Below are 14,059 nucleotides of genomic sequence, written 5' to 3'. Positions count from 1 at the left end.
GAAAGTTTTTTTGTTAAAAATGAAGTATTTTCAGCGATTTGCTTTTACGTATATAATTCTGAATGATGTTTTTTACATCACGATTGTGCTGCATTGGAATCAGAATATTTTTTAGGATATCAATATTGTTAATTTGATAATTTAAATCGTAATAAGCATATCCTTTATAAGCTCCGTCTTCGATCAGGATGGCGCTTCGCTCGTTTACGTTTCGGCCTCTGTCGATTAAAATCATGCTTTTATTTTCGAAACTGTTTTCAGAAATAAACTGCTTTACTCTTAAATTGTAAATTTCGGGTGTAACTTCGCCAATGCAGGCACCGTCGCATTCTTTTATTTTATACTGAAAACAATCTTTTTTGGTTTGGTATAAACCCGTTAGTTTCTGGCAGAGTTTATATTTTGCCGTAAATTTAAAAAGCGCATTCTTGCCTTCCTGTAATGAAACAAAAGAGGTGATTTCTTTTTTGCGTCCGTCTGCTTTTTCCAGTTTCAGATTGATGTAGCCGTTGGCATCTTTTTCTGAATAGAGTGCAAATGGGAAAAAAGATTTTTTCTGAGAGCGGTTGTATCGCGGGCGGTTAACCTTAACTTCCTGGCTTTCTTTTAAAAGTGCAATTAATTCGCTTCCGGTTTCATCGTATGTTATGGTGAAAACTTCTGTCTGAATTCTTTTGCTTTTGGTTGTAATTCCGGTAAAATGCTGATTGACTCTTTTTTTGATATTCTGGCTTTTACCAATATATATCAAAGTGCCTTTTTCGTTATAAATATAATAAACGCCTGTTTTTGCCGGCATCTGGCTTAAAATGTCCAGAAGTTTTGGTGCAATTCCTTTTTCGACTTCCAGCTTTATAAAATCTTTTACAATTGTTTTTTCGACATCTTTTTCAAGAAGCATTTTAAACAATTTTGTTGTTGCCATGGCATCGCCGCTGGCGCGGTGTCGGTCTGCCATTGGGATTCCGAGTGCGCGAACGAGTTTCCCTAAACTGTAAGAGGGCTGTTCCGGAATCAGTTTTTTGGCCAATTCAACGGTACAAAGCGATTTTGCTTCAAAATCGTAACCCAGACGTCTAAATTCGGTGCGGAGGATTCTGTAATCAAAAGAGGCGTTATGTGCGACAATTACGCAGTCTGAAGTTATTTCGATAATGCGTTTGGCAATTTCGTAAAACTTTGGTGCCGAACGCAGCATGGCATTGTTAATTCCGGTCAGTTTTACTACAAAAGGCTGAATCGGAATTTCGGGATTAACAAGGCTTATGAACTGGTCAACTACTTCATGCCCGTCAAATTTGTAGATGGCGATTTCGGTAATTCCTTCTTCATTAAATTGTCCCCCGGTGGTTTCTATGTCAAGTATCGCGTACATATTCAATTTCAATGTCAAAAATCAATGGCAATTACAATATCAAAAATCAATATCAATTTTGAAAATTGTTATTGTGATTGGCATTGTCATTGAAAAATTATTTTTTGTTTAGTATCATTTTTGATGAAATTGCGATAAGCTGTTCTACTTCAATTAAAAGTTTACTTCTTTTATCGTTATCACCCTCTTTAATATAGTCTAAAATTTTTAATGAGTTTATGGATTCTTTTAGTTCTTTTACAACTAAGGAAACTTTGAAAATAAAATCTTTATCTGTTATTGTTCCTTGTGCTTCTCCAAAGTTCAAAGATGCACTTCCAGATGATCTTATTAATTTTTATAATATTCGTTTTCAAATATTTTTTCTAATTGTCTTGAGAAAAAAATACATTCTCCAGCGAACCGAACTAATCTGTCTTCAAAATTGAATATTTTTTCCATTCAAAATTATTGATTTTTGATTTTTGCAATTGATATTGATTTTTTGCAAATTAACGTCCGCCAAAAATGCTGCTTCCTATGCGGACCATTGTACTTCCGCAAGTAATGGCAAGCTGGTAATCACCGGACATTCCCATTGAAATTGTTTTTAAATCAACAATCTGTTGTTTTTGGATCGAATCAAAAATCGATTTTAAATGAGTAAACTCTTTTTTTATCTGGTTTTGGTTTTCTGTAAAAGTGGCCATTCCCATTAAACCTAAGATACGAATATTTTTCAAGTTTTTAAACTCCACAGAAGTTAAAAGTTCGTTCAGCTCATTTTCGTCAAGACCAAATTTACTTTCTTCTTCGGCAATATATACCTGCAGAAGGCAATCTATAACTCGGTTATTTTTTAAAGCTTGTTTATTTATTTCCTGCAATAATTTCAAACTGTCAACACCGTGAATTAAAGTCACGTAAGGCGCCATAAATTTGACTTTATTGGACTGAACATGACCAATCATATGCCATTGAATATCTTTTGGCATTTGTTCCCATTTTTCAGTCATTTCCTGAATTTTGTTTTCTCCAAAAATGCGCTGTCCGGCTTCATAAGCCTGCATCAGGTCTGAAACAGGTTTTGTTTTAGAAACGGCAACTAGAGTTACATGTTCAGGTAAAGTTGCTTTAATTGTATTTAAATTCGATTGAATCGACATGATATTTCTTTTTTATGAAAGAATAAACTGTTTCGAAATTTTCTCTGCTTTTTTGCTTTCGCTGTAATCGTAAAAGCCTTCTCCGGATTTAACTCCTAATTTTCCGGCTCTAACCATATTTACTAAAAGGGGGCAAGGGGCGTATTTCGGGTTTTTGAATCCGTCGTACATTACATTTAAAATCGCAAGACAAACGTCAAGACCAATAAAATCAGCCAATTGAAGAGGTCCCATTGGGTGTCCCATTCCTAATTTCATTACCGTGTCGATTTCGTAAACTCCCGCAACTTTATTGTATAACGTTTCGATCGCCTCGTTTAGCATGGGCATTAAAATTCGATTTGCTACAAATCCCGGGTAATCATTTACTTCCACAGGAACTTTACCTAATTTTTCAGATAAATTCATGATGATTTTAGTTACTTCATCGCTTGTGTTATAACCGCGGATGATTTCAACTAATTTCATAATTGGCACCGGATTCATAAAGTGCATCCCGATAACGCGCTCCGGATGCGCCACAACAGCCCCGATTTGTGTAATTGAAATAGAAGATGTGTTGGTTGCTAAAATGGTATTGTGTGAGCAGTATTCGTTTAATTGTTTGAAGATGTTTAGCTTTAATTCTACATTTTCAGTTGCAGCTTCAACTACTAAATCAACGCCTACAACACCGTCTTTTAAATCTGTATACGTAATAATATTGGTGATTGTTTTGGCAACATCTTCCTGAGTAATGGTTCCTTTAGAAAGCATACGATCTAAATTGGCAGCGATAGTTGCCATTCCTTTATCTAAAGATTTTTCAGAAACGTCTATTAATTTCACAGTAAATCCGCTTTGCGCAAAAGTATGCGCAATTCCGTTACCCATTGTTCCTGCTCCAATTACGGCTATTGTTTTCATATTTTTATAGATATTTTTTTATGATTTAGCCACGAATTCACTAATTAATTCGTGAATTCGTGGCTAATTTATTTTTTTGAAATTTACTTATTTATTGAAACACTCAATAATTTGATAGGCTACACGTAGTGCATCAGTTGCTTGTTCAAGTGTTACAACAGGAGTTGTATTGGTATTGATTGCGTCTGCAAATGAATTTAATTCGTCCAGAATAGCATTGTTTTGCTCTACATCCGGATTAGTAAAATAGATTTGTTTTTTTACACCTTCGGCATTTTGAAGAATCATATCAAAATCTCCGGGAACTTCCGGTGCGTCTTTCATACGGACTACTTCACATTTTTTCTCTAAAAAGTCAACCGAAATGTAAGCGTCTTTTTGAAAGAAACGTGATTTACGCATGTTTTTTAATGAAATTCTGCTGGCTGTTAAATTTGCAACGCATCCGTTTTCAAATTCGATTCGGGCATTAGCAATATCTGGAGTATCACTAATTACAGATACTCCGCTGGCGTGAATATCTTTTACCTTTGATTTTACGACACTTAAAATAGCATCAATATCATGAATCATTAAATCTAAAACCACAGGAACGTCTGTACCACGCGGATTAAATTCGGCCAAACGATGCGTTTCGATAAACATCGGATTTTCGATCATGTTTTTTGTTGCGATGAATGCCGGGTTAAAACGTTCAACATGACCCACTTGCCCTTTTACATTGTGTTCTTTGGCCAAAGCAATAATTTCTTCGGCTTCTTCTACAGTATTGGCAATTGGTTTTTCAATAAAGATATGTTTTCCTGATTTGATAGCGACTTTGGCACATTTGTAATGCGAAAGGGTTGGGGTAACAATGTCAATCACGTCGACAGCGTGAATGAGTTTTGCAATTGTACTGAAGTTTTTATAGCCAAATTCTTTTGAGATTCGTTCGGCATTTTCTTGATTTTCGTCGTAAAATCCAACTAATTCGTATTTGTCAGATTGTTGTAATAAGCGTAAATGTATTTTACCTAGATGACCAGCACCTAAAACTCCTACTTTTAACATGAGAATGTATTTTAAACAAAAATATAATTTATTTGTTTACCGTGAAAATGAATTTAATGAATTGTGACTTGTGAAATGTGAAATGTGAATTGTGAATTGTGAATGGTGAGTTGTGAGTTGTGAATTGTGAGTTGTGAATTGTGAGTTGTGAATTGTGAGTTACGAAATGTGAGTTACGAAATGTGAGTTGCGAAATGTGAGTTGCGAAATGTGAAATGCGAAATTTGAAATGCGGGCTGTAGCTTTCGACTTTTCACCTTTCACTTTTCACTTTTCAACTTTTTGACTTTTGTTTCGACTTTACATTTTATTATTTAAAAATCAATATTTGAAATCCTGTTTTGTTTCTTATTTTTGCGAAAATAAAACCAACTTATTTTGAAAGATACTGCCAAACATCAGGGACTTCGCAATCAATTAGTAACCACTTTAGAACAAAAAGGAATTACTGACAGAGCGGTTTTGGATGCGATAAAAAAAATCCCAAGACACCTTTTTTTAAATTCAAGTTTTGAAGATTTCGCTTATCAGGACAAAGCATTTCCTATTGGGGCAGGACAGACTATTTCGCAGCCTTATACGGTTGCTTTTCAGTCGCAATTGCTTGAAGTTAAGAAAGATCACAAAGTTCTGGAAATCGGGACCGGTTCCGGCTACCAGACCGCGGTTTTGTTTATGCTTGGGGCTAAAGTATATACGGTGGAAAGACAGAATGAATTGTTTAAAACAACTTCTAATTTATTCCCGAAATTAAACATTCGTCCAAAACACGTAACCTTTGGAGACGGTTATAAAGGACTTCCAAATTTTGCTCCTTTTGACAGTATTATAGTTACAGCAGGTGCACCTTTTATTCCGCAGCCGTTAATGGCTCAATTAAAAATAGGGGGAAGACTGGTTATTCCGCTTGGAGAAGATGTTCAGATTATGACTTTATTAATCAGGAAAAATGAAACTCAGTTCGAAAAACATGAGTTTGGAGAGTTTCGATTTGTTCCTTTATTAGAAGATAAAAATTAAAAAAAGCAGAGGCTGTTTCAAAATAGGAACAGCCTCTGCTTTTTTTTATTATATTTTATTGATTTTCTCTTTATATAACTTCTCCCAATATTCAGCCTTTTCTTTTTCAGCCTGAACCATGCGCTCATAAAGTTCTACAACCTTATCAAGTGGATTGAAAGTACAACTGTTATTTACCCCTGCATTAACAATACCATTGTCTTGATAAGTATTTCCGATGATATTTAAAACTGCTTCTTCAGAGAAATTCTTAATTCCTTCAACAGAAATCCCTAAAGCTTCTGCAATTGCTTTAAGTTTTTCTTCATCTATATTTTCACTGTTTTCAATGGTCGAAATAGCCTGCTGGCTCATTCCTAAGGCCTGTGCCAAAGCTTCTTGTTTCATGTCACGAAGTTCACGAATACGGCTTATTTTTCGTCCTATATGGTTTGGTCTGCTAAGTGTGCTCATAATTCAAAGATATTTAAAAATTTCTGAAAAAATATTTGTACCGTAAAATACCATTACGTTTTTGTATGATACATTTTTATTTTTCTGAATAGAAACAAAAATACAATTTTTCAGACAAATTAAATTGAAAATAAATAGTTGTAATTTCAGAAAAAAAGCCGACTCAATTTTGAGACAGCCTTTTTTATTGTGTAAGAATGTTGATATATCTCTCTAAACTTTCTTTTTCTATTTGTGCAATAAAAAGGAAAAAATCTTCTTTGTCTTTTTTAGTTTGAGCTATTTCTAAAGATTGATAATATTGCATTCGATTTTCGTAATCCCCTTTAATATTTGCTATTGGATACCCTTTTTGCATCAAAATCAAATTCATAACCAATCGAGAAGTTCTTCCGTTTCCATCTATAAAAGGATGAATGGTTACTAATCGTTCATGCATTTCGGCAGCCAGAATAACAGGGTGAAGTTTGTTTTTGTTGGTTTCGTACCAAACAAAATAGTCTTCCATTTCCTGTTGTACCAATAAAGGCTGCGGAGGCATGTGGCTGCTTCCTTGCATCATGACCTGAACTTTTCTGTAACGGCCTGCATCTTCGGGGATTATACCGCGAAGAATTAAATTATGAATCGATAAAAGATCGCGTTCGTTCAGCGAATTATTTTTGTTCATCAATTCTTTTATAAAGCCAATAGCTTCCTGATGATTAACGGCTTCGAGGTGTTCACGCATACTTTTTCCAGAAATCGTTAAACCCTCGTTGATAACCAAATCTGTTTCGCGCAGGGTCATAGTATTTCCTTCGATTCTGTTGCTTTCAAAAGTATATTCTAATTCGAGCGCCTGTTTAATTTTGTAACTATCAAACTGACGACACGAATCCAGTTTTTCTTTTAAAGAATCTATTTCCTTTAGAATTTTTTCTAAAGACGTAGATAGTTTAAGATTCGAAACCGTTTTGTTGTATTTTATTTCATCTTCGGCAACTTTTAAGGCTTTCAGCGCAAAATCATCATCGCCAATTTCATAAAGAATCTTTTCTTTAAGCCAGGCAACCATCAACGTTTCATAGTCAATTTCTAAAAGCTGCGATAGTTTTATAATCTGATCTTTGGTTGGTCTTCTTGTTCCTGATTCAAATTTACTTATCAAAGCCTGATCGATATCGGCAAGTTTTGCCAGTTCCCGTGTTTTTAAACCTTTTAGTTCTCTGGCGTTTTTTAAAAGTGTTTTCATTATGAAAAATTTTGTCTTGACAAACTTAGTCAATTTTTATAGGGTTCAAAATTTTACAATTATTCTTTAATATTTTAAGCTTATTTAAGTTGTTTTAACGCATAGGAACATTCCGATAGTTATAGGGATTGTAAAGCCTAAAAAAGGCGTTTTCATTCAGTTTAAATACAGAAAGCAGCAAGTTTAGATAAATCGATGTTTTGTTTATTTTGGAGGCAGAGAACCGTCTTTTTTCATTTCTTTTACTACGGCCTGCATTATGGCATCGACAGTCTGTCCTAAATCTGTAACGTTTTGCGATTCTGTCGTTCCGGTCCAGATTAGTTTATTTTCTTTTAATGAAAATATATTGGTTTCGACCATATACGATGTTGTTTCCTGATAATATCCCGGTTCGTAGAAGTCGGGAGAATACATTCCGTACCAGTTTCCAAAACCATATCCGTACACACCTGTATACATGCCGTCGAAGCCTCCGTAATACATTCCGGTATACGTTCCGGGAACATAGGTAGTTTCTTTTTCTTTGCTTACAAGGCGCAGGGTAACAACACCGTCAAAATTTTCATCCTGAAGGATTTTTAGTTTTTGCTCCTTGGTAAGCTGTTTGGTGGTTTCGTTAAGAAATTGATATGAGGTTCTGAAAACAGGGTGATTGGCTGCAATTCTGTTTTCGGCAATTCGTCGTGAAGCTTCGTCTTTTACCAAAGCCATAACCAAAACCTTCTTGAATTGTTCCTGTGCAACAGTAGTATCGGGATCTCTCCAGCTGTTAACGATCGATGTATTGCTACTGCAGCCTGAAAGAGTTACAATTGAGAGTAATAAAAACGAAAACTTTTTCATAGTTATATTTTTGTAATAAAAATAACTATAAAATTTAAATAAACAACTGTTTTTTAAGTGTTTGTGTTTTTAGTTGTAAGCCTTTTTAATTCTGTCAAGATCGCGTTTTGTGTCCTGTTCTTTCAAAGATTCACGTTTATCGTAGTTTTTCTTTCCTTTACAAAGACCAATCTGCAGTTTTGCAAGACCTTTTTCGTTTGTAAATAATTTTAAAGGAATAATAGTAAGACCCTTTGCCTGAACGCTTCTCGCCAGAGTTTTTAATTCTCTTTTATTTAAAAGAAGTTTTCTTTCGCTTCTTGAGCTGTGATTAAACTGATTTCCAAACGAATATTCTTCGATATAAGTATTAATTGCAAAAAGTTCATTGTTGCTAAACTCGCAGAAACTTTCTGTAATATTTGCTTTTCCTAATCGTATAGATTTGATCTCGGTTCCTGCCAAAACAATTCCGGCAGTATAAGTATCGATTATTTCATAATCAAACCGAGCTCTTTTATTAAGTATATTGACTGATTTTAACATGGTACAAAAGTAAGTAAAATTGCAAAACTTTAAATGTGCATAAATATAATTAAAGATTTTTTTTATTTTATGATTTTAATCATTCTTAGCATAAAAGCTTACACATAATTTTGTCATGTAATTATAAAGAAACAGAAATAAATATAAGACTGTTGTAATTAATTGATTTAATTGTATTTATGTCTTAAGAGAAAATATTGGAATGTAACCGGTTTATTGCAGTTTATAGAATAAAAAGCAATTTTGACCGGCCAGCATTACCAGAAGAGAAAAAGAAAGCGAGTAAAAAATAAACCTGTTTGCTGTTTGGTTTATCTGTGTCAGGTGATTTGAATTTATAGTTCAAAAAACTTCCCGGTTGAATTTTCGTGTGATTTAGCGAAACTTACTTCTACAACCTTAGGGGCTGAAAATGGAGAAAAAACTACAGTTACAAATTTTGGATTAGCGCACGTTGCAAATATAGAACCGTTTTACAACACAGCCCCGAGAAGAAGTAACACTTGATAACGGCGCTTTCTTTTAGATTTAAGTTCATATTCTAAATTTAGTGGATTGTTTTAGGTCAATTCGTTAATTTTGCAAAAAAGGCCGTGCTTTTTTAAGCACGGCCTTTTAGTTTATATAAAAAAGATAAAATGGAAAGTAAATCAAAAGATCCGCTTCACGGAATTACGCTTCAAAAAATCGTTGAAACTCTCGTTGATTATTACGGTTTTGATACTTTGGGCGAATTAATACCGGTAAAATGTTTTAATTCAAACCCAAGTGTAAAATCAAGTCTTACTTTTTTAAGAAAAACAGACTGGGCAAGGAAAAAAGTAGAAGACTTATATATTAAAACGCTGCCCAGGTTATCTAATCCTGATTAGTTTAACTTATACGAAAGCATTACACCGCCTCGATACGGAAGCCATTCGCCGCTTTTATTCCAGTTACGCGTTGGTTCATATCTTCCGGGAGTTCCGTCGTTGTAATAACCTTTATAAAAGCCTTGGTGCCAGCCTCCGCCAACATAAAAATCAAGTAAAAATTTATCACTTACTTTTAGATTGTATCCTATTGTTGCACCAATTCTGTAGCCAAAACCATCTTCGTATTTATTGGTATCCCAATAGTTCCACTTTTGCAGTTCGTATTTATCGGCACCAATATGTCCTCCTGCATAAAAACCATTGTATTTTTCTTTAAAATGGTAACGGATTTCAGGAGTTACGGTAATGAATTTCATCGGATTATTTCCGTTAAAGCTTTCCCAGAAAGATGCCATTACATCGGCACTAAAAGTAGTTTTTTCGCCTATACTGGTCTCGATTCCAATATTTGGAATTGCAACTAAGGCTGTAACGCCGTTAAACTTGATAAAAGTCTGGCTGTGTAATTGAATCGATAAAAAAAGAACAATTAAGGCGGATATTTTTCTCATGGTATTTGGTAATCTGAGGTAATTTTTTGTTTTCGGACACAAATATAACGCATTACAAGCGGTTACTATTGCCTGAAAGCAGATTTTTAGTAATAAAAAAATGCTGCATCAAAAACGATTAAAACTAACGGTTTAATAATGAGTACACTACTTTGTCTAGAAACTTTCCTTCCCAAAATTCAGATTCTTTAAAATGAGCCTCTTTTACGAAGCCGCATTTTTGAAGCACTTTTTCCGAAGCATAATTTTCAGGAGCAATGATAGCTTCAATCGAATGTAATTTCATGCTTTCGAAACCATATTTTATTAAGGTTTCTACAGATTCGGGAACAATTCCTTTCCCGTGAAAATCCGGCAGTAACATATAGCCAATTTCGGCTCGGTAATTTTCGGGTTGCATTCTGTAAAAACCAATAATACCCAGAAGTTTAGGGTTGCCTTTTAAGGTAATTGCCCAATTGATGCCTGCGTTTACGTTTATTTTTTCTTCGATCATTTCAATATGATCCAATGCATCTTGAGTGCTTTTGGCTAATGGTCTCGGAATATATTTCATGGTTTCAGGATTCGAACGTAATTCGAAAACTTCATTTACATCATCATTGGTAATTCTTCTTAAAAGTAATCGGTCAGTTTCGATTACCGGAAAAGGATGAAAGTTAAATTCCAGCATGGTTTATACTATTTTGATACTAAATTGAGAATGAAAGCTTTGTTCTGCTTCTAAAATTAATATTCCTTCTTTTTGAAATAAATCTCCGGAGTTTTCGGCAGTGTCCGAATAGCCAAACCAGGGTTCGATACAAACAAATGGAGCCTGATCTTTTGTCCAGATTCCTAAACTCGGAAAATCTTCAAAATCTACCTGAACATATGGTTTTTGGTTTTGAAGTATTGTGAGCGAATTCGATTCTAATGTTTTAAAAACAAGAGCATCATTTTCAAAAAGTTTATAATTTAAAGGAACTAAACCTTCTGTAGTTTGTAATGATTGGGTTTTGTTGGAAATTAAATCATTTTCCAGCAGATTGTATTTTAGAGCTTCTGATTTTTCAAATTTAAAAGCATAATTTTCAAAATTGCCCGGTAAAGCTATTGCCGGATGTGCGCCAATTGAAAAAGGCATTTTAGAATCTCCCTTATTAATTACGATATATTCTATATTTAAGGAAGTATTTTCGAGCGTATAAATAAGCTGTAATTCAAATTCGAAAGGATATTTTTTTAAAGTTTCTTCGTTTGATTCTAAAGAAAAAACAGCACTGTTTCCTGATTTTTCAATAAGCTGAAACTCCATATCTCTTGCAAAACCGTGTCGCGGCAATTGATATTCTTTTCCGTTAACCGTATACGTATTGTTTTTTAAAGTGCCCACTATAGGAAAAAGAACAGGGGAGTGTTTGCCCCAGAAATCAGGATTTCCTTCCCAGATATATTCTTTGTTTTGAGTGTCTGATAATGAAAATAATTCGGCTCCCGCATTTTTTATGGAAGCTTTAAGTCTTGAATTTGATATGGTTGTATTCAAAATAGTAGTATTAAAAAGATTTTGTATTGAATGCTGCTGTAAAGGTATTTTAATAATTTTTATTTTTTTAAGAAAAACGCTTAATTTATTTTATTGATAAAATTATGCTAAAATTAAATTTAAGCTTGGGTATTTCTCTTTAAATAGCTTTTTTTTTCATTAATTTGCTACATAAACAGCTAAAAAATATGAAAAAGCAATCTGCAAAAGCCATACTAACCGCGGCTTTATTTTTTGGGATTTCCTCTGTATGGGCGCAGCAAACGCCGTCAGCACCAACAGCGAATCCGGTAAACAACTACAATTATCACGATGCCTTTGGTCCGCATTTTTATACAAAAAACGGAACTGCTACCCGTACAGCAAGCGGTCAGCCGGGGGTAGAATACTGGCAGAACAGGGCTGATTACCAGATTACGGCAAAATTAAACGGAACAACAAATGAAATTGTTGGTACAGATGAAATTACCTATACAAATAACAGTCCGGATAAACTAGGTTTTCTTTGGCTGAATTTAGATCAGAATTTATTTAAAGAAGATTCAAGAGGAAATGCAGTTGTACCTTTAACAGGAAGCCGTAACGGAGCTCAGGGTCAGGTTTTTGACGGCGGGAACAAAATTAAATCGGTAAAAGTAATTATCGGTAAAAAGAAAACAGAAGTTGAAGCAAAATACATTGTTACAGATACCAGAATGCAGGTTTTCCTTCCGGAAGAACTGGCAGCAAAAGGAGGTTCTGTAAAAATTAAAATCGAATTCTCATTCATTGCACCGTTTGAAGGGTCAGACAGAATGGGAGTTTTAGAAACTAAAAACGGAAAAATCTTCACAATAGCGCAATGGTACCCGCGTATGTGTGTGTATGATGATGTAAGAGGATGGAACACAGCTCCTTATTTAGGTGCTTCTGAGTTTTATTTAGAATACGGAGATTTTGATGTAAAACTTACCGTTCCCGGAAATCATTTTGTTGTAGCTTCGGGAGAATTAGTAAACGGTCAGGAAGTGTTCTCTGCAGATCATTTCAAAAAATATAAAGATGCTTTAAACAGCGATAAAACGGTTATGATTCGTTCTGCACAAGAAGTAGCAGCAACAGCCAATGCAAATGCGGGAACAGAAAAAACATGGCATTATAAAATCAAAAATGCACGTGATTTTTCTTGGGCATCATCTCCTGCTTTTATCTTAGACGGTGCAAGAATTAACCTTCCAAGCGGCAAAAAATCACTTGCATTATCTGCTTATCCGGTTGAAAGCGATGGTCAGGGCGCTTACGGGCGTTCTACCGAATATGTAAAAGCATCAATTGAGCACTATTCTAAACAATGGTTCGAATATCCTTATCCTGCAGCTACAAACGTAGCAGGAAACGAAGGCGGAATGGAATATCCTGGAATTGTTTTCTGCGGATGGAAATCTAAAGGAGCAGATTTATGGGGTGTTACAGATCACGAATTTGGACATATCTGGTTCCCAATGATTGTAGGTTCAAACGAAAGATTATTTGGATGGATGGATGAAGGATTCAATACTTTTATCAATTCATTAAGTACAGCAGCTTTTAATAATGGTGAGTACAAAGAACCTGCAACCGATTTACACGAACAGGCTGAACCATTTACAAGACCTGATCTTGAAACGATTATGAGTTCTCCTGATAATATGAAGGAAGCTAATATTGGAATGTTATGTTACTTTAAACCAAGTGCCGGTTTGGTAATTTTAAGAGAGCAGGTTTTAGGAAAAGAGCGTTTTGATCATGCTTTTAGAACGTACATCGAGCGCTGGGCATACAAACACCCTCAGCCGGACGACTTTTTCAGAACGATGGAAAATGTGGCAGGCGAGGATTTAAGCTGGTTCTGGAGAAGCTGGTACGTAAACAATTGGCGTTTTGACCAAGGTATCAATTCTATTAAATATGTAAAAAATGATCCTGCAAAAGGAGTAATTATTACAGTTGAAAATTTTGATAAAATGCCAATGCCAATTGTTTTAGATGTTAAAACAAAAAGCGGAAAAGTAACAAGAGTAAACCTTCCGGTAGAAATCTGGCAGCGTAACAATGACTGGTCTTTCAAGCACAATTCGACAGAAGAAATCGAAAGTATTACATTAGATCCTGATCATGTTTTCCCGGACAATAATACTTCAAATAATATTTGGACAGCTGCAAAAGGCAAAATAGAAAAAGACATTATTCTGGATGGATATTTAGGAACTTTCGCTACAAACAGAGCGCCTCTTACAATTGAATTTACAGAGAAAAACAGCACTTTAAACGTAGAAATAACAGATTTTCCTAAGTTTGCGGTAAAACCTGTTCCAAACGAAAAAGATACATTCGAATCCAGAGGAGCCGGTTTAAAGTTTAAATTTAATGAAGCTAAAACAGGTTTTGACATGATTGTCTTAGGAAACGGTCAGGTAATTCCGTTTACGAAGAAATAAAATTTAAATTTTAGATATTTATATAGAACCCGATAGTTATTATAAGCTGTCGGGTTTTATTTTTTATAAATACTATGTCAATGTTATTTGAA

At 34.6% G+C, this 14,059-nt stretch carries 15 protein-coding genes; 3 read left to right on the top strand and 12 right to left on the bottom strand.

Annotated elements, in window-relative coordinates; translation table 11 throughout:
* Positions 1-13: 13 nt before the first annotated feature.
* From OZP11_RS05405 to OZP11_RS05385, 5 genes are all read right to left on the bottom strand, one after another.
* Positions 14-1,375 (bottom strand): exonuclease domain-containing protein, encoded by a 1,362-nt coding sequence (locus OZP11_RS05405; protein ID WP_281234204.1) that lies wholly within the window; start codon positions 1,373-1,375, stop codon positions 14-16.
* Positions 1,376-1,472: 97 nt separating this feature from the next.
* Entirely contained in the window at positions 1,473-1,682 is a 210-nt protein-coding gene (locus OZP11_RS05400; RefSeq protein ID WP_281234203.1) for a four helix bundle protein, read from the bottom strand.
* 184 nt (positions 1,683-1,866) lie between these two features.
* The gene (locus OZP11_RS05395) at positions 1,867-2,520 is read right to left on the bottom strand and encodes a YggS family pyridoxal phosphate-dependent enzyme (protein WP_281234202.1); all 654 of its coding nucleotides are present in this window, start codon (positions 2,518-2,520) and stop codon (positions 1,867-1,869) included.
* Positions 2,521-2,532: 12 nt separating this feature from the next.
* Entirely contained in the window at positions 2,533-3,426 is an 894-nt protein-coding gene (locus tag OZP11_RS05390; RefSeq protein WP_281234201.1) for a 3-hydroxyacyl-CoA dehydrogenase family protein, read from the bottom strand.
* 87 nt (positions 3,427-3,513) lie between these two features.
* On the bottom strand, positions 3,514-4,479 hold the full coding sequence (locus tag OZP11_RS05385; RefSeq protein WP_281234200.1) for a Gfo/Idh/MocA family protein: 966 nt from the start codon (positions 4,477-4,479) through the stop codon (positions 3,514-3,516).
* 378 nt (positions 4,480-4,857) lie between these two features.
* Between OZP11_RS05385 and OZP11_RS05380 the strand changes: the two genes are divergently transcribed.
* Entirely contained in the window at positions 4,858-5,499 is a 642-nt protein-coding gene (locus OZP11_RS05380; protein ID WP_115886796.1) for a protein-L-isoaspartate(D-aspartate) O-methyltransferase, read from the top strand.
* A gap of 48 nt (positions 5,500-5,547) precedes the next feature.
* Here OZP11_RS05380 and OZP11_RS05375 read toward each other — a convergent pair whose 3' ends face one another.
* The 4 genes from OZP11_RS05375 to smpB form a co-directional block, all read right to left on the bottom strand.
* Positions 5,548-5,952 carry a helix-turn-helix domain-containing protein gene (locus OZP11_RS05375; protein WP_281234199.1) on the bottom strand — a complete coding sequence of 135 codons (405 nt, stop codon included), beginning with the start codon at positions 5,950-5,952 and terminating at the stop codon, positions 5,548-5,550.
* A gap of 184 nt (positions 5,953-6,136) precedes the next feature.
* The gene (locus tag OZP11_RS05370) at positions 6,137-7,186 is read right to left on the bottom strand and encodes a Fic family protein (RefSeq protein WP_281234198.1); all 1,050 of its coding nucleotides are present in this window, start codon (positions 7,184-7,186) and stop codon (positions 6,137-6,139) included.
* Between the two features lie 204 nt (positions 7,187-7,390).
* Positions 7,391-8,032, bottom strand: a complete 642-nt coding sequence (locus OZP11_RS05365; protein WP_281234197.1) for a hypothetical protein — start codon at positions 8,030-8,032, stop codon at positions 7,391-7,393.
* A 69-nt stretch (positions 8,033-8,101) separates the two neighbouring features.
* Positions 8,102-8,557 carry an SsrA-binding protein SmpB gene (smpB, locus tag OZP11_RS05360; RefSeq protein ID WP_207296677.1) on the bottom strand — a complete coding sequence of 152 codons (456 nt, stop codon included), beginning with the start codon at positions 8,555-8,557 and terminating at the stop codon, positions 8,102-8,104.
* A 638-nt stretch (positions 8,558-9,195) separates the two neighbouring features.
* Between smpB and OZP11_RS05355 the strand changes: the two genes are divergently transcribed.
* On the top strand, positions 9,196-9,429 hold the full coding sequence (locus OZP11_RS05355; protein ID WP_281234196.1) for a VF530 family protein: 234 nt from the start codon (positions 9,196-9,198) through the stop codon (positions 9,427-9,429).
* On the opposite strand, the gene OZP11_RS05350 is transcribed toward OZP11_RS05355, so the two are convergent.
* The 3 genes from OZP11_RS05350 to OZP11_RS05340 form a co-directional block, all read right to left on the bottom strand.
* Entirely contained in the window at positions 9,426-9,983 is a 558-nt protein-coding gene (locus OZP11_RS05350) for a DUF3575 domain-containing protein (protein WP_281234195.1), read from the bottom strand. The two genes, OZP11_RS05355 and OZP11_RS05350, sit on opposite strands and share 4 nt — an antisense overlap.
* Positions 9,984-10,107: 124 nt before the next feature.
* Positions 10,108-10,656, bottom strand: a complete 549-nt coding sequence (locus tag OZP11_RS05345) for a GNAT family N-acetyltransferase (protein WP_281234194.1) — start codon at positions 10,654-10,656, stop codon at positions 10,108-10,110.
* Positions 10,657-10,659: 3 nt separating this feature from the next.
* Positions 10,660-11,511, bottom strand: coding sequence for an aldose 1-epimerase family protein (locus tag OZP11_RS05340; protein WP_281234193.1), 852 nt, complete (start codon positions 11,509-11,511; stop codon positions 10,660-10,662).
* A 188-nt stretch (positions 11,512-11,699) separates the two neighbouring features.
* Here OZP11_RS05340 and OZP11_RS05335 point away from each other — a divergent pair, with 188 nt between their 5' ends.
* The gene (locus OZP11_RS05335) at positions 11,700-13,967 is read left to right on the top strand and encodes a M1 family metallopeptidase (protein ID WP_281234192.1); all 2,268 of its coding nucleotides are present in this window, start codon (positions 11,700-11,702) and stop codon (positions 13,965-13,967) included.
* Positions 13,968-14,059: the final 92 nt, after the last annotated feature.

It is taken from the genome of Flavobacterium gelatinilyticum, assembly GCF_027111295.1.
GTDB lineage: Bacteria > Bacteroidota > Bacteroidia > Flavobacteriales > Flavobacteriaceae > Flavobacterium > Flavobacterium gelatinilyticum.
The sequence above is the reverse complement of the archived record's forward strand: the minus strand, read 5'-3'. Positions and strand labels throughout refer to the sequence as shown.

What these genes read in the sequence shown, in the direction of transcription:
- OZP11_RS05405 (WP_281234204.1), bottom strand. Translation starts at nt 1,375, where the DNA reads ATGTACGCGATACTTGACATAGAAACCACCGGGGGACAATTTAATGAA.
- OZP11_RS05370 (WP_281234198.1), bottom strand. Translation starts at nt 7,186, where the DNA reads ATGAAAACACTTTTAAAAAACGCCAGAGAACTAAAAGGTTTAAAAACA.
- OZP11_RS05345 (WP_281234194.1), bottom strand. Translation starts at nt 10,656, where the DNA reads ATGCTGGAATTTAACTTTCATCCTTTTCCGGTAATCGAAACTGACCGA.
- OZP11_RS05395 (WP_281234202.1), bottom strand. Translation starts at nt 2,520, where the DNA reads ATGTCGATTCAATCGAATTTAAATACAATTAAAGCAACTTTACCTGAA.
- OZP11_RS05335 (WP_281234192.1), top strand. Translation starts at nt 11,700, where the DNA reads ATGAAAAAGCAATCTGCAAAAGCCATACTAACCGCGGCTTTATTTTTT.
- smpB (WP_207296677.1), bottom strand. Translation starts at nt 8,557, where the DNA reads ATGTTAAAATCAGTCAATATACTTAATAAAAGAGCTCGGTTTGATTAT.
- OZP11_RS05355 (WP_281234196.1), top strand. Translation starts at nt 9,196, where the DNA reads ATGGAAAGTAAATCAAAAGATCCGCTTCACGGAATTACGCTTCAAAAA.
- OZP11_RS05350 (WP_281234195.1), bottom strand. Translation starts at nt 9,983, where the DNA reads ATGAGAAAAATATCCGCCTTAATTGTTCTTTTTTTATCGATTCAATTA.
- OZP11_RS05390 (WP_281234201.1), bottom strand. Translation starts at nt 3,426, where the DNA reads ATGAAAACAATAGCCGTAATTGGAGCAGGAACAATGGGTAACGGAATT.
- OZP11_RS05375 (WP_281234199.1), bottom strand. Translation starts at nt 5,952, where the DNA reads ATGAGCACACTTAGCAGACCAAACCATATAGGACGAAAAATAAGCCGT.
- OZP11_RS05385 (WP_281234200.1), bottom strand. Translation starts at nt 4,479, where the DNA reads ATGTTAAAAGTAGGAGTTTTAGGTGCTGGTCATCTAGGTAAAATACAT.
- OZP11_RS05365 (WP_281234197.1), bottom strand. Translation starts at nt 8,032, where the DNA reads ATGAAAAAGTTTTCGTTTTTATTACTCTCAATTGTAACTCTTTCAGGC.